Source organism: Bacillus sp. L75, from assembly GCF_003676355.1.
In the GTDB taxonomy this organism is placed as follows: domain Bacteria; phylum Bacillota; class Bacilli; order Bacillales; family Bacillaceae; genus Bacillus; species Bacillus velezensis.
The window spans coordinates 175074-201920 of the sequence record NZ_ML064902.1 but is presented as its reverse complement, the minus strand read 5'-3'; the positions used below and the strand labels follow the sequence as shown (position 1 = coordinate 201920).

At 50.1% G+C, this 26847-nt stretch carries 2 protein-coding genes; both read left to right on the top strand.

Features of this window, described 5'->3' with window-relative positions; translation table 11 throughout:
• Positions 1-9 precede the first annotated feature (9 nt).
• On the top strand, positions 10-10545 hold the full coding sequence (locus D5S11_RS04380; RefSeq protein WP_108724964.1) for a type I polyketide synthase: 10536 nt from the start codon (positions 10-12) through the stop codon (positions 10543-10545).
• Positions 10535-26836, top strand: coding sequence for a non-ribosomal peptide synthetase (locus D5S11_RS04375; RefSeq protein WP_108724963.1), 16302 nt, complete (start codon positions 10535-10537; stop codon positions 26834-26836). Before D5S11_RS04380 ends, D5S11_RS04375 begins: the two co-directional genes overlap by 11 nt.
• The last annotated feature ends 11 nt before the right edge of the window (positions 26837-26847 follow it).

Sequence of the window (26847 nt, the reverse complement as noted above, 5' to 3'; positions counted from 1 at the left end):
TGGGAAGGAATGATATCGGAAAAAATCAATATCTCACTGGATCATCCCATCATGAAGGGCCATAAGGTCTTTGGTGAAGCGGTATTGCCCGGTCTTGCTTATATCGATTTGATTTATCAGGTTTTTCAGGAACACGGTTATGTATACAATGAGCTCGAATTGAAGCACGTTACGATTTATCAGCCTTTAACCGTCAGTGAAACGGCTGCAATCATTCTGACCATTCAATGTTCTGATAGCGGAGATGGAAAGTGGCTCATCTCCCTTTCAGGGCAGAAACAGCAAGGTGACGAGCTGTCAGACAATATACAATATGCGACAGCTGAAATGGTGAAAAGAGACGCTGTGACATTTGACGAAACCATTGATTTCGGCGATGTGAAGCAGTCAGGCAGATCTCTGAATCTTGATGACATGTATAACCGATGCCTGGATCATGACTTGGTTCATTCCGGCATGATGAAATCGAACGGACGATTGTACGAAACAGAAGGCGGAATGCTGGCTGAGCTTTCTTGCGAAGAAGGAAAAGATTTCTTTTTATTCCATCCGGCACTTTTGGATGCGAGCGGAATCGGGGCGAGCGGTTTGCTTTCTGAAACAAACCGGCTTCATCTGCCTTTATATTATGAATCGTTCACGGCCGCCGACAGGCTGCAATCTGAGTGCACGGCGCGTATCGCCGCTTCCGGCGTCCGTCAGGAAAAAGAACTCACAACGATGACGATCGAGTACTTCAGCCGATCCGGACAAAAGGTGGCGGAGCTTAAAAACATTACGGGAAAAGCGGTTCGGTTCGAAGAAGACGAGAATACAGCCGAACAGAATCAACAGGCTGCAACTGAGCCGGAAAGCGCAGATGAAAAAGACATCATTCTGTTTTTAAAGAAGCTTTTGGCTGATAAGCTTGGGCAGCCTTGGGAGACGCTGGACGTTCTTGCAGGCTACTATGAGCTTGGGCTGGATTCATCTTCTTTGCTTGAGATTGTACAGGATATCAATAAAAAGACGGGTGCGGACCTCGCGCCCACTCTTCTCTTTGAATATACAAATATAAAAGAACTCGCAGCCTATCTGAAAAAGACCGTTTCATTTGAATGTGCGGAACGTGCAGCCGAACCATCACGGTCTGAAGCTGAAGCGCCGGACGCGCCAGAACATCATAAAAACACCGGAGACATCGCGATTATCGGAATGGCCGGCCGCTATCCGAAAGCGAAAAGTGTGGCGGAGTTTTGGGAAAACCTGAAGGCAGGCACGGATTGCATCACTGAAGTTCCGAAGTCCCGATGGGATTGGAAAACATATAAAAACGTAACGTCCCCGTCAGGAAAAACAGTATCAAAATGGGGCGGTTTCATTGAAGATGCCGACTGCTTCGATCCGCAGTTTTTCAGAATCTCACCGCGTGAGGCGGAAACGATGGACCCGCAGGAGCGCCTGTTTTTAGAAACATGCTGGGAAACGATTGAAGATGCGGGGTATACGCCTGAAACGCTGGGAAATAAAGGGGAGAAACAGCATCCGATCGGCGTATTTGCAGGGGTGATGCATAAAGATTATTCCTTAATCGGCGCAGAACAATTATCTGAGACTGATCCGTTTCCGGTTTCACTGAATTATGCGCAGATCGCCAACAGAGTGTCCTATTATTGTGACTTCCACGGGCCGAGCATCGCGGTGGATACCGTTTGTTCCTCATCATTGACCGCCGTCCATCTGGCCATTGAGAGCATCCGCCGCGGCGAATGTGAGGCCGCGCTTGCGGGAGGGGTGAACTTGTCACTGCACCCGGCGAAATATCTCAGCTACGGAAGCGTGGGCATGCACTCAAGTGACGGCCGCTGCCGTACATTCGGCGAGGGCGGGGACGGCTACGTTTCCGGAGAAGGAGTCGGTGCGGTATTGCTGAAGCCGCTGGAAAAAGCCGAACAAGACGGCGACCGCATTTACGCGGTCATTAAAGGAAGCGCCGTTAACCACGTCGGGAAAGTAAGCGGAATTACCGTCCCGAATCCTGCTGCACAGGCAGAAGTCATTAAGGCCTGTCTGAAAAAAGCAGGTATCAGCCCGCGGACCGTCAGTTATGTGGAAGCCCATGGCACAGGTACTTCGTTAGGAGACCCGATTGAAATTGAAGGTCTGTCAAAAGCGTTCAGCCAAGGGACGCAGGATCAGCAATTTTGTTCCATCGGTTCGGTCAAATCAAATATCGGTCACGCAGAATCAGCGGCGGGGATCAGCGGGTTAACAAAAGCGGCGTTGCAGCTTCATCACAAAACGCTTGTCAAATCACTGCATTCTGCGGAATTAAATCCTTACCTGAAATTTGAGGAATCTCCTTTTTACGTACAGCAGCAGACTGCTCCGTGGAAGCAACCGTCAGCTGAAGAAAACGGTAAAGTCACACATTATCCGCGCAGGGCCGGGCTCAGTTCCTTCGGTGCATCAGGTTCGAATGCCCATATCATTTTAGAAGAATACATTCAGCCTGAACAAAAAGCGCCTGCACCTGAGAACGATGCAGCAAAACTCATCCCGCTGTCAGCAAGAAATAAAGACAGGCTTCTGGCCTATGCGGAAAAACTAGCCCGATCGCTTTCAGAAAAGACGGTGCTGTCTGAACTGGCTTATACAATTCAGACAGGACGTCAAGCAATGGAGGAGAGAGCTGTCTTCCTTGTAAATGACATCCGCGACTTGAAGCAAAAGCTGAATGATTTCGTAAAAGGAAACGAAAACATCCCCGGTTTATGGCGCGGACAAGCTGAGCTGCCGGAGATGAGCGAAGCCGCTCCTGAGACGGATGATCCGATACGGCTTGCCGAGGTATGGGCAGAAGGGAAAACAGTAGATTGGAATAAGCTGTACGGTTCGGATAAACCGCGTAAAACAAGCGTTCCGACTTATCCGTTTGCAAAAGAACGCTATTGGATTCCGAAGCAGAAAAAACAGGAGAAAAGCCCGTCAGGCACAGTGCTGCATCCGCTTTTACAAGAAAATACGTCAGATTTTTCGCAGCAGCGCTTCACGTCTCTTTTTACGGGAGATGAATTTTTCCTATCTGACCATGTCGTCAACGGACAAAAAATACTGCCGGGCGTCGCCTATTTGGAAATGGCCGCAGAGGCGGTCAAAAAGGCTGCTGCCGTGACGGAAAAAGACCATAGCGTCACACTCAGGCAGGTTGTTTGGGTCCGGCCGGTCATGATTGAAGACAAACCGAAGGAAATACATATTGCCCTTTACCCAGAAGATAATGGTGAGATTACCTATGAAATATACAGTGAGGCAGAAAACGGCGAAGATCCGGTTATTCACAGCCAGGGTGAAGCGGTCATTACCGAACCGGGAAGCGCCCAGATTGATATCGAGTCTGTCAAAACTTCCTGCAATTTAGGAATTGTGACTGCGGAAGAATGTTACGGTGCTTTTGAGAAGATCGGTCTGGATTACGGAGAGGCATACAGGGGCGTACAGCAATTGCTGATCGGAGAAGACCGATTATTGGCCCGTATTTCACTCCCAGCAGCTGTACATGACAAAAAAGAACAGTATACGCTTCACCCGAGTATGATGGACGCCGCTTTTCACGCATCCGTCGGTCTGCTTGTCCGATCGATACATGACGATGCAGACAGCCACGAGCTTTCTTTGCCGTTTGCGATGCAGGAAGTGGAAGTGTTCGGGCCGTGTCCTGAACATATCTGGTCATATATCCGGTACACAGAAGGCAGCAAAGCAGATGACAACGTAAGAAAATTTGACATTGATATGTGCGATGATGCCGGTACAGTTTATGTCCGGATGAAAGGCGCGTCCGTCCGGGCGCTTGACACAGGCCAAACAGCGGGCGGAGAAACCTCGGAGGCGCCTGTCGGCCATACAATGCTGATTCCGGCTTGGGAGCCTGTTGCGCTTGAAAAAGCCGGGGAAGCAGCGGTGGATAAGCAGACGGCAGTATTCGGCGGAACGGATTCGAGACATACGCGCATAAAAGAACACCTGCCGAACGCTTCCTATTATCCGATCAGAGGTACGGATGATATCACATCTCTTACGCACATGCTTGAAGGACAAAAAGAACTGGAGCAAATCATTTGGCTTGCTCCGCAGGCTGAGAGTGCGGACAGCCTCAAAGAACAGGAAAGAAACGTTCTTCATGTGTTCAAGCTGATGAAAGCATTACTTGCCTTAGGGTACGGAGAAAAACGTTTGGACTGGTGCATCGTCACAGCAAATGCCCAGCCGTTTTCGGATCAAGACAGCGCCGACCCGTCACAAGCCGCAGTCAGCGGACTTGCCGGAACAATGGCGAAAGAATATCCGCACTGGCATATCCGCATGATTGACACAGAAACGGACGGCAGCTGGCCGATCGAAGAGGCGCTCAGTCTTTCTGCCGGGAAAAACGGTCAAATTTGGGCGTACCGCAATCAGCAACTGTTTGAGCGGCAACTGATACCGCTTGACAATATGCCGAAAAACGGCACGCTGTACCAAACAGGCGGGGTTTATGCCGTGATCGGAGGCGCGGGGTATCTTGGCGAGGCATGGAGTGAATACATGATCCGCCGCTACAAAGCACGCATCATTTGGATCGGAAGAAGCACACTGAATGATTCCATACAGGCGAAACTCGACCGGCTCAGCGCATTCGGCCCGGCGCCTGAATATGTTTCCGCCGATGCCGCCGACAGTGCTTCCTTAGAGAGGGCTTATCAGTTCATAAAAGAGCACCACACAAAAATAAACGGAATCATCCACTCGGCAATGGATCTGTCTGAGCAAAGCTTAAATAATATGAAGACAGAAGAGTTCAAATCGGTGCTGCGGGCAAAAGCCGATGTAAGTGTGTCCATGGCGGAGGTATTTGGACGGGAGCCGCTTGACTTTGCGCTCTTCTTCTCCTCGCTTGTGGCATTTATTCATAACGTGAAACAAAGCCATTATGCCGCGGGATGCGCTTTCAGTGACGCATTTGCGAAAGAACTTGATCAGACATGGAATTGTCCGGTCAAAGTGATGAATTGGGGCTATTGGGGCAATAGCGAAGCGGCTGAAGACGGGGATTTTATTCAGCTGATGGATCAGATCGGATTGGGATTAATCGAACCGGACGCTGCAATGGAGGCGCTTGAAACCCTTATGACGCTGCCGGTTGATCAGGCGGCTTTCATTCATACGACAAAACCGGTCGCAGTCGAAGGGATGAATGAAAGAGAAAAGATTTCCGTTTATCCGCCTCAGCCGCTTGTCTTTTCACAACAGCCGAAGGTCGCTCCGCCCGGCGCACGTCTTGTTAGAGAGGCTGAACATCAGGAGCTTGATGATTTTCTGTATCAGCTGTTGATCGCCCAGCTTAAAGAAGCAGACTTGCTGACGCCGCAAAGCCTTAAAGCGTATGAGCCCGAACATGAATACTTTAAAAAATGGCTCAATCAAACGATCGCTTTCCTTCTGGAACATGGCTATCTGGAAGGGAATGCGGATTCATATAAACTGTCGGCGCGAGCCGAAAACACAACCGCCGCGCTATGGCAAAAATGGGAGCGGGAAAAAGAGGAATGGCTCAATAACGCCGATACAAAAGCGATGACTGTTTTAGCCGAGACGATGCTTAAAGCACTGCCGGACATTCTGCGCGAAGACGTGCCGGCGACAGATATCATGTTCCCGCACTCTTCAATGGAACTTGTTGAAGGAATTTATAAGCACAATCAAGTCGCGGATTACTTTAACAGCGCCCTGTCAGATACATTAACGGCTTATGTGAAAGAAAACATCAGCAAACATTCAAAAGCCGAGATCCGCATACTGGAAATCGGAGCGGGCACAGGCGGCACAAGCGCAGGCATATTTGAAAAGCTTAGGCCGTATCAAAACCATATAAAAGAATACTGTTACACCGATGTATCGAAAGCTTTTCTCGTGCATGCGGAGACGGAATACGGCAAACGGAATCCTTATCTGACGTATAAGCTTTTTAACGCAGAAGCGCCGCTTGCCGGCCAGGACATAGAGCCGGGCGCATACGACATCGTCGTTGCGGCCAATGTGCTCCACGCGACGAAAGACATCCGCCAGACGCTGAGAAACGCCAAAGCCGTTTTAAAAGACAACGGTTTGCTGCTCTTAAATGAAATGGCGGGAAACAGCCTGTTCCCGCATATTACTTTCGGACTACTTGAAGGCTGGTGGCTGCATGAAGATTCTGCCCTTCGTATTCCGGGGTGCCCGGGCTTGTATCCGGAAAGCTGGAAGCGCGTGTTAGAAAGTGAAGGCTGGCATTCTGTCTTCTTCCCGGCAGAAGCGGCACATGAATTAAGCCATCAGATTATAGCGGCAAAAAGCAACGGCATTGTTCGCCAAAAAACGCTTAAATCAGGGGCCGGAAAACGGACCTCTCCGCCAAAAGCAGTACATGCGCCGGAACTTCAGGCGCAAACAACGGTGCAAAAAGGCGACACGTCTTTAACAGAAAAAAGCACCGAGTACTTGAAAACGTTAATCGGAGAAACATTAAAAATTCCGCCGGCTCAAATTGATCCGAAAGCGCCGCTTGAAAAATACGGAATTGATTCTATCGTCGTCGTACAGCTGACAAACGCGTTACGAAATGTATTGGACCAAGTCAGCAGCACTTTATTTTTTGAATATCAGACGATTGAGGCGCTCGTCGCTCACTTAATCAAAACGAAAAAAGACGCGATGATCAAACTGACGGGACAAACGCCTGTTCAGGAAGAACGGAAGGCATCACCAGAACCGCAGGCTGTACAGCCTGCTAAGCCGCTTCGCACTGACTGGCGGCGGAGGGAAAAACGGGCAGCCAAAGAGACCGTCCGGCAAAGTTCGGTTCGCGACGTGGCCATCATCGGTGTTTCAGGACGCTACCCGCAGGCAAAAACAGCGGCTGAGCTTTGGGCTAATATTAAAAAAGGAAAAAACTGCATAGAAGAAATCCCGCGGGAACGCTGGAACTGGCAGGATTACTACGATGAAGAGAAAGGTAAAGAAGGCTCTATTTATACGAAATGGGGCGGCTTCATTGAGGATATGGACAAGTTTGATCCGCTGTTCTTTCAGATTTCTCCTTTGGAAGCGGAGCGAATGGACCCGCAGGAGCGATTATTTTTAGAAACGGCGTATGCGAGTATCGAGGATGCCGGCTATACGCCTGACAACCTGTGCCAAAGCAGAAAAATCGGTGTTTTTGCCGGCGCGATGAACAAAAACTACCCGACAGGCTACGGCTATTGGTCCATTGCCAACAGGGTATCTTACCTTTTTGATTTCCAAGGGCCGAGCATTGCCGTTGATACAGCCTGCTCCTCTTCTTTGACGGCCATTCATCTGGCGCTTGAGAGCATATACAGCGGTTCAAGCGAATGTGCGATTGCCGGGGGCGTAAACATAGTGACCGACCCGATCCATTATATGAATCTGTCAGTCATGAACATGCTTTCCGCAGGCGACACGTGCAAATCGTTCGGAGACCGCGCGGATGGTTTTGTCGACGGAGAAGGGGTAGGAGCGGTCGTATTAAAGCCGTTGGACCGGGCGATTGCCGATAACGATCACATTTACGGTGTGATTAAAGGAAGCACCATTAACAGCGGAGGCAAAACGAACGGATACACCGTTCCGAATCCGAATGCGCAGGCCGCCTTAATAAAAGAAGCTTTCGAAAGGGCAAACGTCCCGGCGCGCACCGTCAGTTATATTGAAGCCCACGGTACGGGGACCGCATTAGGAGATCCGATTGAAATCGCCGGATTAACGAAAGCATTTGAAGAGGATACAACAGATAAACAGTTTTGCGCCATCGGCTCCGCAAAATCAAATATCGGTCATTGTGAAAGCGCCGCGGGCATTGCGGGTCTGACAAAAATACTATTCCAGCTCAAAGACCGCCAAATTGCGCCGTCCCTGCACGCGGAACAGCTGAATCCGAATATTGATTTCGCGTATACGCCGTTTGCCGTTCAGCAGGAGCTCGGTGAGTGGAAACGTCCCGTCATCGGCGGCAAAGAGCTTCCGAGAAGGGCGGGGTTAAGCAGCTTCGGCGCGGGAGGAGCAAACGCCCACCTCGTCATAGAAGAATATACGGCAGACAAAGAACCTGATGAGACGCCGGCAGATCAGCCCGCCATCATCGTCCTGTCCGCGAAAAACAGCGAACGGCTCACTGAAAAAGCAAAACAGCTCAGAGACGCCATCCGTGAAAAAAGATACAGCGGCAGCGACCTTATGAGCATAGCCTTTACTCTTCAGACGGGCCGGGTGCCGATGGAAGAGCGTCTCGGTTTTATCGTCCATTCACTTCATGAACTTGAGGAAAAACTGAATGGATTTATCGCCGGACAAAACAGCGCCGGACTGCACCGTGACGGCACGGAAGAAAACAAACGGATGCTTGCCGTATTTTCGGCGGATGATGATCTGGAAACAATCATAGACGCTTGGATCAGCAAACGGAAATATTCTAAGCTGCTTGAGCTTTGGGTAAAAGGATTGGACATCGATTGGGCGAAATTATACGGAGACCGTCCTCCGGCCCGCATCAGCCTGCCTGCTTATCCGTTTGCGAAAGAACGCTTCTGGCATCAGCAGCCTGTACAAAGCAAGGCTGCGCCCGTTAAGGCGCCGGCTGATGAAAGTGATCCGGCGGAACAGTTTGAAGTGATGGCTTTTAGAGAAGTTCTTAAAGAACAGGCTCTGCCGGCTGCCGGAGAAAAGCAAGTCAAAACGGTGATTTCTTTCTTATCTGATCAGAAGAAGCAGCAGGAAGCCGTCTCTGTGATCAAATCGTATGACAGTGGCATTGACGTTATTTTTATCGCTCAGGGAGACCGGTATGAGGCTCTGTCCGCCGGCCGCTGCCAAGTGGTGCGGGAAGATCCGCAATCATATGTGAACGCTTTTGCGGATATTCAAAAAGAGTACGGTGAAGCTTCTGCCATTTTGTATTTATGGGCGCTTGAAGATAAAAGCTGCATCGAAGATTATTCATGTATCGTCCATATTCTCAAAGCAATGGCTGAGACCGGTCTGCAGCCGGAAAGGCTGTTATTGGCGGGGGAATATGCATCCGGTCTGGAAAGGTGCTACTTGGAATCATGGATCGGCTTTGAGCGTTCGCTCGGCATTGTTCTCCCGAAAACAAGTGTTACCGGCCACTTCAGAAAAGCCGGAGCGGCCATAACGGACTGGATGAGAACCATTTGGGACGAGCTGAAAGCTGAAACAGACCATACCGTTTTCTTGGAAGAGGGAAAACGATATGTCTATCACACCGAACCAACCGGACTAACGAAAGAAAACGGCAGGATCAGAACCGGCGGAACATATCTCATTACAGGCGGATTAGGAGGGCTCGGCTACTTATTTGCCCGCCATCTCGCCCGGAACTACCAGGCAAATGTCATTCTCACGGGGCGGTCGCCGATCAATGAAGAAAAGAAAGAAAAAATGAAAGACCTGGAAAATCTCGGCGCAGGTGTTCTTTACGCCGAAGCCGATGTTTGTGATCCGATCGGAATGGGCGACTGCATCAAGCGCGCGAAAGAACGATTCGGAGCCATTCACGGCGTCATTCATGCGGCCGGCATCGAAAGCAGAACATCCGTCTTTGAAAATGAAATCGGGAATTTCCGCAGTACGCTTGAACCGAAAATAAACGGAAGCCTGCTTCTTGACGAGTGGCTGAAAAACGAAACGCCTGATTTCATCTGCTACTTTTCATCCACATCGGCTGTTTTAGGAGATTTCGGCTGCTGTGATTATGCGGTCGCGAACAGGTTCCAAATGGCGTATGCCAACTATAAAAACGAACAATCAGAAAGCGGAAACGCTTTTGTCATCAACTGGCCGGTCTGGAAAAACGGCGGAATGGCCGTCGGCGGTGAAGAGACGACGGGCATGTACCTGAAATCAAGCGGCCAGCGCCTGTTAGAAACAGATGAAGGCATTGAGCTATTTGAGCGCGTCATTTCTCAAGACAACACCCAGTGCCTTGTCATTGCCGGCGAAAGAAGCCGTGCCGAACGATTTTTAGGCATACGGCGGGACGATTCATCAAAACCGGATGCGCTTTTGGAAACCGTGAGCCGCCGCATCCCGGAAGAAAGCGCAGAAAAACGGCTCGAAGCGGATTTGAAAGAGCTGATACACAGTCTGCTGAAAATATCGAAAGATAAACTCGTCCTGCATAAAAACTGGGCGGAATTCGGATTTGATTCCATCTATTTAGCCAAATTTGCCGCTCTTTTGACGAGTCATTACGGCATTGAAGTCACTCCGGCGTTATTTTACAGCTATGCCACGCTCGGAGACGTCATCAGCTATTACTTGACAGAACACAAAGAAACGATCGAAACGTTTTACAGAACGGAAGAAACCGAAACAGAAGCCGCCGCTCCGGATAACAAGGAGTATACGGATCAGGAGATCATCGCCATGATGAAACAGGTCTCTGAGGGGACATTAGATTTTAAAAGAGTGCAAGACATCATAGAAGGGAGTAAGACCTATGAATCATAAAGAACTTCTCGATGCCTACAGATCAGGAACGCTCACCATCGCTGAAGTAGAACAAAAGCTTCAGGCTTTCAAGCGGACAACTGCAAAACGTCCGCTTTCTGAAGGCCAGAAAGGTTTGTGGATGCTTCAGAAAATGTTTCCGGAGATGAGCGCATATAACATTCCGTTATGCTTTCGTTTTCAAAAGCTGGATATCGAGACATTCAAAAACGCCCTTTTGTCCGTGCAGCGCCAGCACCCTATTTTGACCAGTGTGATAAAAGAGGAAAACGGCCTTCCGTATCAGATAGAAGATACGGATCGGCATTTTCCGATTGAAGAAATGGATCTTTCTGAATTAAGCGGGCGTGATGCGCTTACGTTTATTAAAGAAAAAGCAAAAGAACCGTTCTCGCTTGAAACCGGGCCGCTCCTGCGTGTTCAAGTATTCCGGCGGGCGAAGCGGGAGCCGATTGTGTTAATCACCATTCACCATATCATTTTTGACGGCGTCTCTCTTATGACGTTTATGTCGGCGCTGCTGGACGCTTATGTAAAAGCAAGCGAAGGCAAAGAACCTGTCATGCTTCAGCAGGCCGCAGATTATCATGACTTTGTGAAATGGGAAAAAGAGCTGCTGGAAAGCGAAGCGGGAAAAGCGCATCTCTCTTATTGGAAAAAGCAGCTGGAAGGACCGCTGCCGGTGCTTGAGCTTCCGTCGGATTATCCGAGATCATCGGTTCAAACGTGCAAAGGGCAGGCGTATCAGCGCTTGCTTCCTGATGAACTGAACCGGCAGATTAAAGTTTGCGCCCAAAAACATAATGTCAATGAATCCGTTGTGTATCTCGCTATTTTCAAAGGACTGCTTTATCAATATACGAATCAGGAAGATGTCATCGTCGGCATGCCGACGATGGGGCGTTCTGAGGCTCAATTTGAGTCTGTCATCGGATACTTTATTAATATGATCGCGGTCAGGAGCAGGGAGACGGGCGCCAAATCTTTTACGGCGTTTTTGAAGGAGCTGCAGCTGACACTGGCAGAAGGGCTGGACCATGCCGCGTATCCGTTTCCCGCACTTGTCAAAGAATTGAAGACGGAACGCTCGCCTGCGGTTTCGCCTGTTTTTCAAACCGCGTTTTTCTATCAAAACTTCTTCCGGACAGAAGGAGCGGAAAAGCTGGCGGAACTATATCAATCACTCGGCATTGAAATGATAGAAGACATTCATCAGGAAGGCGAATTTGAGCTTGCGCTTGAAGTCTATAAAAAAGAAACGGGAACCGTCCTGCAATTTCTGTACAACCCGGATGTCTACAGCCCTTCTTTCATCGAACGAATGGCGGAGCATTATATGAAACTGGCAGAAAAGGTGCTTTCTGATCCGGAGATCGCTTTTGAAGCCTGTTCCGGCCTGCTCAATCAAAAACGGGATGAAAGCCGTTCATCCCATCAGCCGAATGAGCGCTGCATTCATGAAGTGTTTGCGGAAAAAGCCGGACGCCACCCTGACAGAGAAGCCGTCACATTCGGTGAAAACAGTCTTACATATCGCGAATTAGATGAACGAAGCACGGCGCTCGCTGTGTACCTGCAAGAAAAGGGCGTCACACCGGAATGCCCGGTCGGCATTTGTACGAAGCGTTCTTTTGAGATGGTCATCGGCATCCTCGCCATTTTAAAAGCGGGAGGCGCGTATGTACCGCTGGACCCGGCTTTTCCAAACGAACGGATGGCCCACGTGTTGACTGACAGCGGCGTGTCAATCGTATTAACACAGGAAAAGACGCGCGGCATGATTGAACAGTTGGCCATCGGCGGTGTGAGCACGGTGGAAATTGAAAACAGCGGACGTTCTGTCAGCGGGGCAAAACTGACGCCGCGTTCAAAACCGCATCATCTCGCTTATATTCTATATACGTCCGGAAGCACGGGAAAACCGAAAGGCGTCATGGTTGAGCACAGAGCCATTATGAATACGCTGCAGTTTTTGGAAGCTGAGTATCCGGTCGCACAAGAGGATGCCTATTTGTTAAAAACGAATTACGTATTTGACGTTTCGATTTCTGAATTATTCGGCTGGTTTATCGGAAACGGACGGCTTGTCATTTTGCCGCCTGGTGCAGAAAAAAATCCGCAGCTTTGCATGGAATATATCCAAACCCACCAGGTCACGCATCTGAATTTTGCGCCCGCCGTGTTTAATGTATTTCTGGAAACGGTAAAGCGGCATACGGCATTTACAGAAGACGGCCCTGTGAAATATGTGATGGTGGCCGGTGAGGCGTTTCCGAAAGATTTAGTTAAAAAGTCAGTTTCCATCTTCAAACATGCCAGAATTGAAAATATATACGGCCCGACGGAAACATCCATTTATGCCGCTTACTACAGCTGCGGCCAAAAGGAAATCACAAGCAGGAATACGCCGATCGGGAAACCGATTCACAATACGCGGCTTTATATCGTCGATGAAAAGCTCAGCCCCGTCCCTGACGGTGTGGCCGGGGAGCTTTGCGTGGCCGGCGCCGGTCTGGCCAGAGGCTATTACAATCAGCCTGAGCTGACGGCGGCATCATTTATTGATAATCCGTTTAGTGAAGGAGAAAAACTTTACAAGACAGGTGATTTGGCCAGATGGCTGCCTGACGGAAATATAGAATATGCCGGCCGGATTGACAGTCAGGTGAAAATTCGCGGCTTCCGCATCGAATTGGGAGCGATTGAAACGAAATTGAGCGAACATCCGGACATTCTTGATCAGGCGGTTGTGGTTCAGGAAAAGAACGGACATAAAAAGCTGATTGCTTATTATACGGCCCGCTCCGGTCATACGGCAGACGAAAAAGCGCTCCGCAACCATCTTTTATCGAGTCTGCCGGATTATATGGCGCCTGCCCATTTTATCCGTCTGGATGCGCTGCCGTTAACACCGAGCGGAAAAGTGAACCGCAAAGACCTAAAACAGCGCAAGGTAATCGTTCACCGGTCTGAAAAGACGGGCAGACTGCCGTTATCAGAAGCGGAAGCGAAAGTGACCGCAATATGGGAAGACCTGCTGAATACGGCGGGCATCAAAATCGAAGACGGCTTTTTCGATGTGGGAGGCGACTCGCTTCTGGCTGTTGCGGCGGCAGAACGCATTAAACAGGAGCTTGAATGCGATTTTACCGTCACGGATTTATTCGAACACTCTACCATTCAGGCGATCAGCCGATTTATTGTTGAAACAAAACAGGCGGCTGAATCAGAGGCGTCCTGCCAAGATGAGAGAGAAAGAGAACAAACACCGCAAAACGGGGTGCCGTCTTACTTTGATGACAGTGTGGCGATAGTGGGGATCTCCTGCCAGTTCCCCGGCGCGAAAAATCATCATGAGTTTTGGAAGCAGTTAAGAGAAGGAAAGGAAAGCGTCCGGTTCTACTCGGAAGAAGAACTTCGGGAAGCCGGCGTGCCTGAAGATTTGATCGAAAATCCCGACTATGTGCCGGCATTATCGACGATAGAAGGAAAAGATCTCTTTGACCCTGAGTTCTTTCACATTTCTCCGAAAGACGCAGAATTTATGGATCCTCAGCTTCGGCTTCTGCTGCTTCATTCTTGGAAAGCCGTCGAGGACGCGGGATATGTATCGAAAGAGATTCCGAAGACAAGCGTATATATGTCGGCAAGCAATAATTCGTATCGGTCGCTTTTGCCGGAAAAAACGACAGAAGGCCATGAATCTCCCGACGGCTATGTGTCATGGGTGTTAGCGCAGAGCGGTACAATTCCGACGATGGTTTCCCATAAGCTCGGATTAAAAGGGCCAAGCTATTTCGTTCATTCCAATTGCTCATCATCATTAGTCGGTCTTTATTCAGCCTACAAAAGCATAACGAGCGGAGAATCGGAATACGCGCTCGTCGGCGGAGCAACTCTGCATGCAGCGACCAGCATCGGCTATGTGCACCAAAACGGATTGAATTTTTCAAGCGACGGGCATGTCAAAGCATTTGACGCTTCAGCCGACGGTATGGCGGGCGGAGAAGGAGCGGCCGTCATTCTGCTGAAAAAGGCGTCACAAGCCGTTCAGGACGGAGATCACATATACGCCATGCTCAGAGGCATCGGTCTGAACAATGACGGAGCGGATAAAGTCGGTTTTTACGCACCGAGTGTAAAAGGTCAGACTGACGTCATCCAGCATGTTTTAGACAGCACGAATATTCACCCGGAGACGATTTCCTATATCGAAGCGCACGGCACAGGAACGACATTGGGTGATCCGATTGAAATGTCCGCGCTGCAGCAAGTGTATAAACGTTACACGGACCGGGAGCAGTATTGCGGGATCGGCTCCGTAAAAACGAATATCGGACATTTGGATACAGCAGCAGGTCTGGCCGGGTGCGTCAAAGTCGCCATGAGTTTATATCATCGGGAGCTGGCGCCTACCATTAATTACACGTCACCGAATCCGAATATCAAATTCAGCGGTTCGCCGTTTTATGTGGCGGATAAGAGAAAACCGCTGCCGGAGAGAGAGACGCCGCACCGCGCAGCGTTAAGCTCATTCGGACTCGGAGGAACAAACGCACACGCCATTTTTGAACAGTATGAAAACAAAACGATCAGCGGATCAAATGACGGACAGCCGCCTTATATCGTTCCGCTGTCAGCGAGAAATAAGCAGCGTCTTACTGCCTATGCATCTTGTTTATCCGGCTTTCTGGATGAAGCCGAAAACGATGTTTCCTTGCATGATCTGGCATTTACGTATCAGACCGGACGTGAAGCGATGGAAGAGAGAGCCGTTTTTATCAGTCATGATCGTCACGATTTGAATCGTCAGCTGCAGGATTTCATCAACGGCAATGACCAAAACATCTTACGGGGCGAAAAAGTGAGAAGCAGAGAAGTGTCAGCTCAGGAGATGGAAGAGCTTGCGGCATGTCAGACACGGGATGAAAAGCTGAAAGCACTCGCGGCGCTCTGGGTTGAAGGAGCGCGTGTCGATTGGGGCTTATTGTATCCGGATTCCGCGCCGCAAAGAATCAGTGCGCCGACCTACCCGTTCGCAGAGGAGCGCTTCTGGCCGGAGGAAACGGTGAAGCAAACGGATACCAAACTTTTGCATCCGCTGGTACATCAGAATACATCCGTCTTGCAGGAGCAGCGGTTCAGTTCGGAATTCACGGGAAAAGAGTATTTTATTGCTGAGCATATCATTAAAGGAATGGCGATCGTGCCGGCTGCCGTTACCCTTGAGATGGCACGGGCCGCGGCGGAGAAAAGCATCGGCGGGGCAACAGAGGAATCTCTGGGCCTGCGCTTAAAGAATATTGTATGGGTCCGTCCGGTGATAGCCGATCAGGAGGCTGTCCGTGTCCATATCGGACTTTATGAAGAAGAGGACGGACAGATTCAATACAGAATGTACGGGGATAACGATTCTATCGGTGAAGAAGCTCCTCTTTATAATCAGGGCATCGCTGAAATCATCCGGAAGGAACCGGAGGAAGCGGCGGATATTGAGCAGCTGAAGCGCCGGTGCACACAGGGAACAATCGAATCTCAAGCGTTTTACAAAGGAATGATCGGTGCTGATTACGGGCCGGGTTACAAAGGGGTGCAGCTTGTATACAAAGGCGAAGACCGGCTGCTTGCTAAATTGAAGCTTCCTGAATCCGTCTCTCATACAAAAGCTGATTATATCCTTCATCCGAGTATGATGGACGGTGCGCTTCAGGCCGCCGAATATTTGCAAAACGTGACGAGAGCGCTGCTTGCAGAAAGCGGGGAACCATTCAAAGCCGCATTGCCGTTTGCTTTAGAAGAGCTGGACGTTCTGAATCCGTGCGCTGATGATATGTGGGTGCACGTCACATTCAGTGCGAACAATAAAGCCGGCGATTCTATCCAAAAAGCCGATATTGATTTATATGACAATAACGGCGGGCTTTGTGTGCGGATGAGAGGTTTCTCAACACGGATCATGGAAGAAAACGCGGGTGCCGGCGTTTCGGTCAGCCGTACGGACACATTGCTCGCTGAACCGGTCTGGAAAGAGCAGCCGGAACCGGCCGATCACGACCCTTCGTATGAAGAGCATATTATTTTCCTTTGTGAGTACGATGAAGCCGTAAAACAAGCTGTCGAAGCAAAGCTTGAACATGCAAGCGTCATTATCTTGGACGATCGTCCCGCATCCATTGCAGAGCGGTATCATTCTTATGCGGGCCAGCTGTTTGACCATATCAAAACCATAATGAAAAGCAAGCCGAAGGGCAGCGTTCTTTTTCAGGCTGTTACGCGGTCAGCAGGCTTACAGCAGGTGTTCTCAGGCATTACCGGCCTCTTAAAAACCGCATGCCTTGAACATTCCAAGCTGATCTGTCAAATGATCGAAGCCGAAGAGAAAGAAAGTGCTGAAGGCATAGCGGAAAAAGTGTCCGAAAACCGTATGCATGCCGAAAGCGTCCATGTGAAATATGAAAACGGCAAGCGCTTTGCCGCTGATTGGGGAGAGATGGATATTTCTCAAGCGGAGCCGGACATTCCGTGGAAAGACGAAGGTGTTTATCTCATTACAGGAGGTGCCGGAGGTTTAGGTCTGATCTTTGCAAAAGAGATCGCAAACCGTACAAAAGACGCCGTCATCATACTAACCGGCCGATCCGTTCTCAGAGAAAAGCAGAAAGACATGCTGGAAACAGTACGTGCTGCCGGCGCTTCTGTTTTCTATGAGCAGACCGATGTCACGGACGAAGCAGAAGTATACCGATTGATCCGCAATATCCGCAAACGGCATGGCAAGCTGGACGGGATTGTTCACAGTGCCGGCATTATAAAAGACAACTACATGGTGAAGAAGACGGCAGAGGAATACCAACACGTTCTCGCTCCGAAAGTGAAGGGCCTTGTGTATCTTGATGAAGCGTCACAACATGAGAAATTAGATGTCTTTATTGTCTTTTCATCCTTATCAGGTGTGCTTGGAAGCGTCGGCCAGGCTGATTATGCGTCTGCAAATGTCTTTATGGAGATGTATGCCGAGTACCGCCGTTCTTTACAAGCCGCAGGACAAAGATACGGAAAGACGCTTTCTGTCAGCTGGCCGTTATGGAAAGAAGGCGGAATGCAGGCAGGAAAGCAGACGGAAGATATGCTGATGCAGGAGGCGGGAATCGCACCGCTCGGCACAGATGCCGGCATCAAGGCTTTATATCAAGGCTTGATGAGCGGGACAGCCCGGATGACGGTTGTTGAAGGAGATGTGAAACACATGAAAGCAAAACTGTTCCGCAAAGAGAATGATCATCCGGAAGCAGAGACCGGCGTACGTCATGACATTGATGCTGACAGCCTGCTTGAAAAAGTGAAGCATCTGTTAAAACAGCAGACGGCCTCACTGTTAAAAGTAAACATTGACAAAATTGATCCTCATGAAGAAATGACAAAATACGGGCTGGATTCTATCTCGATGACTGAGTTTACGAACCAGTTAAACAAAACGTACCGGCTTACGTTAACGCCGACGATTTTCTTTGATCATCCGACAATCCATGAATTTGCCGTTCATTTAATCAGTGAATACGAAGAGGAATTTGCCGGACGGTTTGCGGTAAATACAAAAACGGTTCAATCGGCAAGACCGGTAAAAGAGACTCAAATCACGCGCCCTGCCGTTAAGCGACGCCGCACTCTGCCTGAGACACTTCCGCAGACAGTGCAGCGGGGCCAAGGGCCGGAACCGATCGCAATCGTAGGCATCAGCGGGATTTTCCCGATGGCAGAAGACATTGAAGCTTTCTGGCAGAACCTGAAAGAAGGCAAAGACTGCATGACCGAGATTCCGAAAGACCGCTGGGACTGGCGGGACTATTACGGGGATCCCGCAAAAGAAGCCAATAAAACAAACGTCAACCAAGGCGGGTTTATTGACGGAATTGCTGAATTTGATCCATTATTTTTCGGGATTTCACCCCGGGAAGCGGAGCAAATGGACCCTCAGCAGCGTCTCTTGCTGACGTACGCGTGGAAAGCGATCGAAGATGCCGGATATGCGTCAAAGAGTCTCTCAGGCACAAAGACAGGTGTGTTTATCGGGACCGGAAATACCGGCTACGGTTCTCTTTTAGCCAATGCCGATGCGGAGATTGAAGGGTCATCCGCAGCGAATACAAGTCCGTCTGTCGGACCGAACCGTGTCAGCTATACGCTCAATCTGCACGGGCCGAGCGAACCGATTGATACCGCCTGCTCAAGCTCGCTCGTTGCCATACACCATGCCGTTTCTTCAATTGAAGAAGGGACGTGCGAGATGGCTTTGGCGGGAGGAATCAATACGATTGTGCTTCCGGACGTGTATATCAGTTTTGACAAAGCGGGCGCGCTGAGTAAAGAAGGAAGATGCAAAACGTTCTCTGATCAGGCTGACGGTTTTGCCCATGGTGAAGGAGCCGGTCTCTTTTTCCTCAAAAAGCTGAAAGCCGCTGAGGCGGATGGGGACCATATTTACGGCGTCATTAAAGGAAGCGCGGTGAATCACGGCGGCCGCGCGGCATCTTTAACAACGCCTAACCCGAAACAACAGGCGGAAGTCATTAAAGCCGCATACAAAAAAGCGGGCATTGATCCGAAAACAGTCTCTTATATCGAAGCGCACGGCACCGGAACAGAACTGGGAGATCCCGTTGAAGTTAACGGACTGAAACAAGCGTTCAGCTCGTTTGCAGACGGAAAAGAGAAAGCGGCCGGCTATTGCGGCTTAGGGTCGGTCAAAACGAATATCGGCCATTTATCCCTTGCCGCGGGAGCAGCGGGCATTATTAAAATTTTGCTGCAGATGAAGCATCGGACACTAGTAAAAAGTCTCCACTGTGAGACGGTAAATCCGTACATTCAGCTTGAAGACAGCCCGTTTTATCTGGTGCGGGAGACAATGGAATGGAAGACGCAGACGGACGAACGCGGAAACGAACAGCCTCGCCGCGCGGGCATCAGCTCATTCGGCATCGGAGGCGTAAATGCCCACGTCGTCATCGAAGAATACATTCCAGAAGACAGAGAGGAAGCAGATGATTCTCATATCGACCCATGTCTTTTCGTTCTGTCCGCCAAAAATGAAAAACGCCTGAAAGAGCAGGCAAAACAGCTGAAACGTGCGCTTACTGAAAAACGGTACGATCAATCCTCCCTCGTTTCTATGGCATATACCCTCCAAATCGGAAGGGACGCCATGGAAGAACGCCTGGCGGTTATTGCCGGATCTGCAGAAGAACTGCAGGAAAAACTGTCACAGTTTATCACTGGAGATAAGCACGCGGACTTGTACAGAGGAAGAATAGACAAAGGCACGCTGCAAATGCTGACGGAAGATGAAGAAATTCAAGAAGCCGTTGAAAAATGGATGGCACGCGGCAAATACGCGAAGCTGCTTGAATTATGGGTCAAAGGGCTGAACGTCGATTGGGCGAAGCTGTATGGAGACCGTCGGCCTAAACGCATGAGCCTGCCATCGTATCCTTTTGCAAAAGACCGCTATTGGGCGGCAAAAAGCACCGGAAAACACGAAAAAACAAGCACTGTATCTGCCGGAAAACAAGACGCGCTTCATCCGCTTCTGCACAGAAATACTTCAAACCTTGCAGAACAGCGGTTCAGTTCAATCTATACAGGAAAAGAATTTTACCTTGCGGACCATGTTGTAAAAGGCGTACCGATTTTACCGGGAGTGGCACATCTTGAAATGGCGCGCGCAGCAATGGAACAGGCATCTGAAGTTCCGGCCGGACAAGGAAGCGTCAAGCTTAAGAATACGGTTTGGGTGCGGCCGATCACCATTGAAGACGAGCCGGTTCATGTCAACATCCGTCTCATTCCTGAAACGGCAAATGACGTTCAATTCGACATTTACAGCGGCCGGGAAACAGATCAGCCGTCCGTTTACAGCCAAGGGGCAGTATCAGTCCGCCCTGACGCCGAGGCTCCGGTCATTGATCTCCAAAAGCTGAGATCACAATCCGCCGAGACACCGTTTTCTGCAGATGAAGTGTACGATATGTACCGCAAAATCGGTTTTGATTACGGCCCGGCTTTCCGGGGTGTCAAAGCGATTTATACAGGTGATGATTTCGTATTGGGCAGACTGTCACTTGATGCGGCTTGTGCGGACACGGTACAGGAGTATGTCATGCATCCGGGCTTAATGGACTCTGCATTGCAGGCATCAAGCATATTAACCGGAACAAATGATGAAAAACTGATGCTTCCGTTTGCGGTTCAGGAGCTTGAAGTATTCAGCGCATGCGCTGCCGAGATGTGGGTTTACGCCAGACTTTCTGAAGACCACAAAGCCGGCCAGATTGAAAAACGCGATCTTGATATTTGTGATGAAAACGGCAAGGTTTGCGTAAGGCTGAAAGGTTTGTCATTCAGAACGGCTGAAAAAGAACCTGAGAAAAAAGAAAAAGCTCCGGAAACGCTCATGCTTGAGCCGGTATGGACCCGAAGTGATGAAACCGCCGTTCAAACGGAACCGGTTTTTGCCCGGCATATCGTGTTGCTTTGTGACACAGAGGCCGGATTGAAACAAGCCGTTGAAGCCGCGGGAGCTGCATGTATTGAAATGACCTCCCAGCACGGGAAAGCGGCGGCGCGCTTCCGTGATTATACAGGACGGATATTGGAGACGCTGCAAAAACTGCTGAAGGAAGAGACGGATGGAGACGTCCTCATCCAGACGGTTCTCTCTAAAACAGATAAGCATCAGCTGCTCTCAGGCATTTCAGCTTTGTTAAAAACAGCCGGCCTGGAACATAAAAAACTGAAAACCCAGCTGATTGAAATAGAACCGGCGGAAAACGGCAGAATCACAGACATCATCAGAGAAAATAAAACACGGGCTGATGACAGCCATATCAAATATGAAAACGGCATCCGATACAGCGCAGATGTCAAAGAAACGGCCGTGTCCGGCGGCAAAATACGCATTCCGTGGAACGACGGAGGCATATATCTCATTACCGGAGGAGCCGGGGGCTTAGGCTTTATTTTCGCGAAAGAAATCGCCCGCAAAGTCAAAGAGCCGACACTGGTTTTGACAGGCCGTTCCGCATTAAGCGAGAATCAGCGGATGCAGCTGCAATCGCTTGAATCACTCGGAGCAAAAGCGGAATACAAGCAGGCTGACGTAACAAACGCTCAAACTGCGGCAGACCTGGTCAAAACAATTGAGACGGAATATGGCGGCCTTCACGGCATCATTCATAGCGCGGGTGTGATGAAAGATCAGTATATCGCAAAGAAAACAACCGAAGAGTTTTACAGTGTATTGGCTCCTAAAACGGACGGATTTGTCAACCTTGATGAAGCAACCGAGCATTTAGCGCTGGACTTTTTCATCGTTTTCTCATCCATTTCCGGCGTCACCGGGAATGCGGGACAGGCGGATTATGCGGCGGCAAACGCATTTATGGACAGCTATGCGGCATACCGCAACGCGCTGGTTACCGCAATGTACCGCCACGGTCACACATTGTCGGTCAATTGGCCGCTTTGGAAAAACGGCGGAATGCAAGTCAATGAAGAAATGGCGAAGCTCACCGAAAAAAGAACCGGCGTAACGCCGATGCGCACTGAGACCGGAATAGAAGCTCTTTACAAAGCATGGAGCACGGGGAAAACAAGCGTGCTCGTCATGGAAGGAAACCGCGCCGTAATGCGGGAAAAGCTGCTTCAAAAGACTCCTGCGGCCGCTTTTGCACCGGTTAAGAAAACGGATGAAACGCCTGCGCCGAAAGACCTGACGGCAAAACTTCAGGAATTGCTGGCAAAAGAGGTTTCCGGGCTTCTGAAAATAAACATTGAAGAAATCGATATCGAATTGGAGTTCAATCAATACGGATTTGATTCCATTACGCTGACGGAATTCGCCAACAAGCTGAATGACACTTACCAGCTTGATCTGACACCGACCGTATTTTTTGAATATGCGACGATTCAAGCCTTGGCGCATCATTTAGCAGAAGACTATCAAACACAATTTGCCGGCAGCACACAGCCGAAAGAAGAAAAACAAAGCAGCGTAACTGATGATGGCGGTATCAGACTGGCAGGGAACAAACGATTTGCAAAAACTGCCGTACAGCCTGTTCAGACGGCGGCTGAACATAAACCGGAACCGATCGCCATTGTCGGCATGAGCGGAGTGTTTCCGAAGGCCGCAAATATTGATGAGTATTGGCGCAACTTAGAAGAGGGAAAAGACTGTATAACAGAGGTGCCGGCGGATCGCTGGGACTGGCGTGAGTATTACGGTGACCCGCTTAATGAAGCCAATAAAACAAATGTAAAGTGGGGCGGATTTATTGACGGAGTTGCGGATTTTGATCCGCTGTTCTTCGGAATTTCACCGCTGGAAGCCGAACAGATGGATCCCCAGCAGCGCTTGTTAATGATGTATGCGTGGAAGGCGATAGAAGATGCGGGATATTCCGCTAAAAGCCTTTCCGGCACGAAAACAGGCCTGTATATCGGCACGGGGAATACCGGATACGGCTCACTGTTTTCCGACCTGGATATCGGCGGTGCGTCAGCCGCAAATATGAGTCCGTCAGCGGGACCGAACCGCGTCAGCTATATGCTTAATCTGCACGGGCCGAGTGAACCGATCGACACGGCTTGTTCCAGCTCGCTGGTCGCGATTCATCACGCCGTATGCGCCATTGAAAACGGGAACTGCGATATGGCGATCGCCGGCGGCGTGAATACCGTCGTCACTCCGCAAGGCCACATCGCTTATGACAAAGCGGGGGCGCTGAGCAAAGAAGGGAAATGTAAAACATTCTCCGACAGGGCGGACGGATTTGCCGTCAGTGAAGGTGCCGGAATTCTGTTTTTGAAAAAGCTGTCAGAAGCGGAAAAAGCGGGCGATCATATTTACGGCGTCATTAAAGGCAGCGCGGTCAACCACGGCGGACGCGCGAACTCCTTGACGACACCGAACCCGAAAGCCCAGGCGGAAGTCGTCAGAACGGCTTATGACAAAGCCGGCATTGATCCGAGAACCGTCACTTATATAGAAGCGCACGGAACCGGAACGGAGCTTGGCGATCCGGTCGAAATCAACGGCCTGAAATCCGCCTTTCAAAAGCTGTACGAAAAAACAGGCGATTCCGCCGTTTACGCGAGTCACTGCGGTCTGGGTTCGGCCAAAACCAATATCGGCCACCTGTCACTGGCAGCCGGTGTCGCGGGTGTGATCAAAGTGCTGATGCAGATGAAGCATAAAACACTTGCAAAAAGCCTCCACAGCGAGGTCATCAACCCGTATATCAAGCTGAAAGACAGTCCGTTTTACATCGTACAGGAAAAAAGAGAATGGACGGCATTGAAAGACGAAAACGGCAATCATCTGCCGCGCCGTGCGGGAATCAGTTCTTTCGGCATCGGCGGCGTAAACGCCCATGTCGTCATTGAAGAATATATCCCGAAGGAAGAAAGAAAAACAGCTGTTTTCACACACCCTCAAATCTTTGTGCTGTCGGCCAAAGAAGAAGAACGTCTGCAGGAACAGGCGCAGCAGCTGGCGCAAGCTTCTTTTACGGATGCGGATCTTGCCGATGTTGCTTACACGCTTCAGCAGGGGCGTGATGCCATGGAAGAAAGAGCGGCCATTATCGCTTCCTCGGCCGAAGAACTGCGGGACAAGCTAAAGAGCTGTGCGAAAGGACGTTATGATATAGCGGGCATTTATAAAGGAAAAGCGGGTAAAACCTCCCTGAAATCCATTCTGGCAGGTGCAAACGGCGAGGCGGATATCGAAGAGCTGATAAGCCGCCGAGAGAATGACAAGCTTGCGGAATTATGGGTGCAGGGCGCGGATATCAAATGGGACGGCCTATATTCTGATATCAAGCCTCAACGGATGAGTCTTCCTGCTTACCCGTTTGCGAAAGAGCGGTACTGGATCACGGACAATCGGCCGAAAGCAGAGAAACCGCAAGCTGTGCCGACGTCGCGGGTGCTGCACCCGCTGCTTCACGAAAATGTATCAGATTTAACAGAGCAGCGGTACCGATCCGAATTTACGGGACAAGAGACGATTTTCACCGATCATCTTATTAAGGGCAAGCCGGTTATGCCGGGCGTTGCCTACTTGGAAATGGCTAGGGCGGCGGTTGCTCAGGCAGTCAAAGGGCAAAAGGAACGTCCATCTGTCACCCGCCTGAAAAACATCGTTTGGGTTCGGCCGATCGAAGCGGGAAACCGCCCGATTGAAGCGCAAATCAGCCTGAACCCGAGGGAAAACGGTGAAATCGTGTATGACGTTTACACGGATTCACAAACAGAAGCAAGCGGCAGGCAGATACACTGTCAGGGGGCTGCCGGCATTCTCAGCGCCGGGGAGGCTCCGCACCGTGATATAGGCGCACTGAAAGCTCAATGCGGCCTCAGTATACTGACTTCTGAACAGTGTTACGGCTTATTCAGCAAAATCGGCATTGACTACGGTCCCGGACAACAAGGAATTCAGCAGATTCATATCGGAAGCAATCAAGCATTGGCTGAGCTCCGGCTGCCTTCCTTCCTCGAAGAAACGGCAGATCAATACGTTCTTCACCCGTGTATGCTTGATTCAGCTTTACAAGCGACAATCGGTCTGAAGCTGCACGCAGATGATAACCAGCTGTCACTGCCGTTCGCCCTTGAAGAACTGGACATTTTCAGCCCGTGCACGACAAGCATGTGGGCGTATGTCAGCTCCCGGGGAACGGATGAAAAAATACAGCGTATGGACATTGACTTATGCGATGAGACAGGCCGGGTCTGTGTCAGAATTAAAGGGATTTCTTCCAGAATGATGGAAGGCCCCGCGCCGGAAACATCATTAAATGGAGCAAACCTTCTGGCTCCGGTGTGGGATCTCGCGGAATTCCGTGATCAAAGCCCGGCATATAAGACGGAAGAGGTTGTCTTTATCGCGGGGGATGAGGAAAGCGCGGCTTTTCAATTGCATCATCCTTCTGCGAAACGGCTTCATATCACCCCGGAGGATGAAATAGAGGCTGTTGCGGCTGAACTGAAAGCAACAGGGTCTTTCGGGCATATCGTATGGATCGCTCCTTTTCACAGCGCTGATGACATGGTAAAAGCTCAGGATGCGGGCGTCATCCAGATGTACAGAGTGATTAAGGCCATGCTTGCTTTAGAATATGGAGGCAAGCGAATCAGCTTGACTGCAGTCACAATAAAAACACAGTCCGTACAGCCGGCGGACATTATTGATCCGGCTCATGCAGGCATTCACGGTTTGGTCGGCTCGCTCGCAAAAGAATATCCGAACTGGCAAACAAGGCTGATTGATGCCGGCTGTCCGGAAGACGTTTCAAAGGCGGAGCTGTTCTCAGCGCCGTTTGATGAGCAAGGCAATACATGGGCGTACCGGAACAATCACTGGTACAAACAGCGCCTCATTCCTGTACAGCAGCCGGTGTCAAGCCGGCCCGCCTACCAAAAAGGCGGCGTTTATGTCGTCATCGGCGGTGCGGGGGGCATCGGCGAGGCATGGAGCGAATATGCCGTGAAAACGTATCAGGCGCGAGTCGTTTGGATCGGCAGACGAAAACATAACAGCGCCATCCAGGAAAAAATCGACAGACTCAGCCAATTCGGCCCGGCGCCGATTTATATTGAAGCTGACGCGGCAAATCCGAATGAGCTCACACGGGCGTATGAAACGATCAAACGCACGCACCCGCAAATTAACGGAATTATCCATTCCGCAATTGTTTTAGAGGATCAGAGCCTGGCAAATATGCCGGAAAGCCGTTTGAAAAGCGTGCTCGCTGCGAAAGTCAATGTCAGCGTGAATATGGCCCGCGTGTTCCAAAATGAGCCGCTGGACTTTGCTTTGTTCTTCTCATCTGTTCAATCATTTGCACGAGCGGCCGGACAAAGCAATTATGCTGCCGGATGCAGTTTCAAAGATGCCTTTGCCGCTCATTTGGCTCAAGTTCGGCCGTATTCGGCGGCAGTGATGAATTGGAGCTACTGGGGCAGTGTCGGAATCGTATCATCTGCCGACTATCAAGAACGGATGAAACAGGCGGGAGTCGGATCAATTGAAGCGCCGGAAGCAATGGCGGCGCTTGAACGATTGCTCGGCGGCCCGTTGAATCAGTTCGTCATGATGAAACAGGCGGAAGAGCCGGAGGAAAAACCGGAAGAAATGATAGAAGTATACCCTGAACATCACGGCTCGGCGATGCAAAAACTGCGAAGCTATCAGCCTAAAGTAACAAGACATGTACAACAATTGAGTTAAGGAGGGGACGG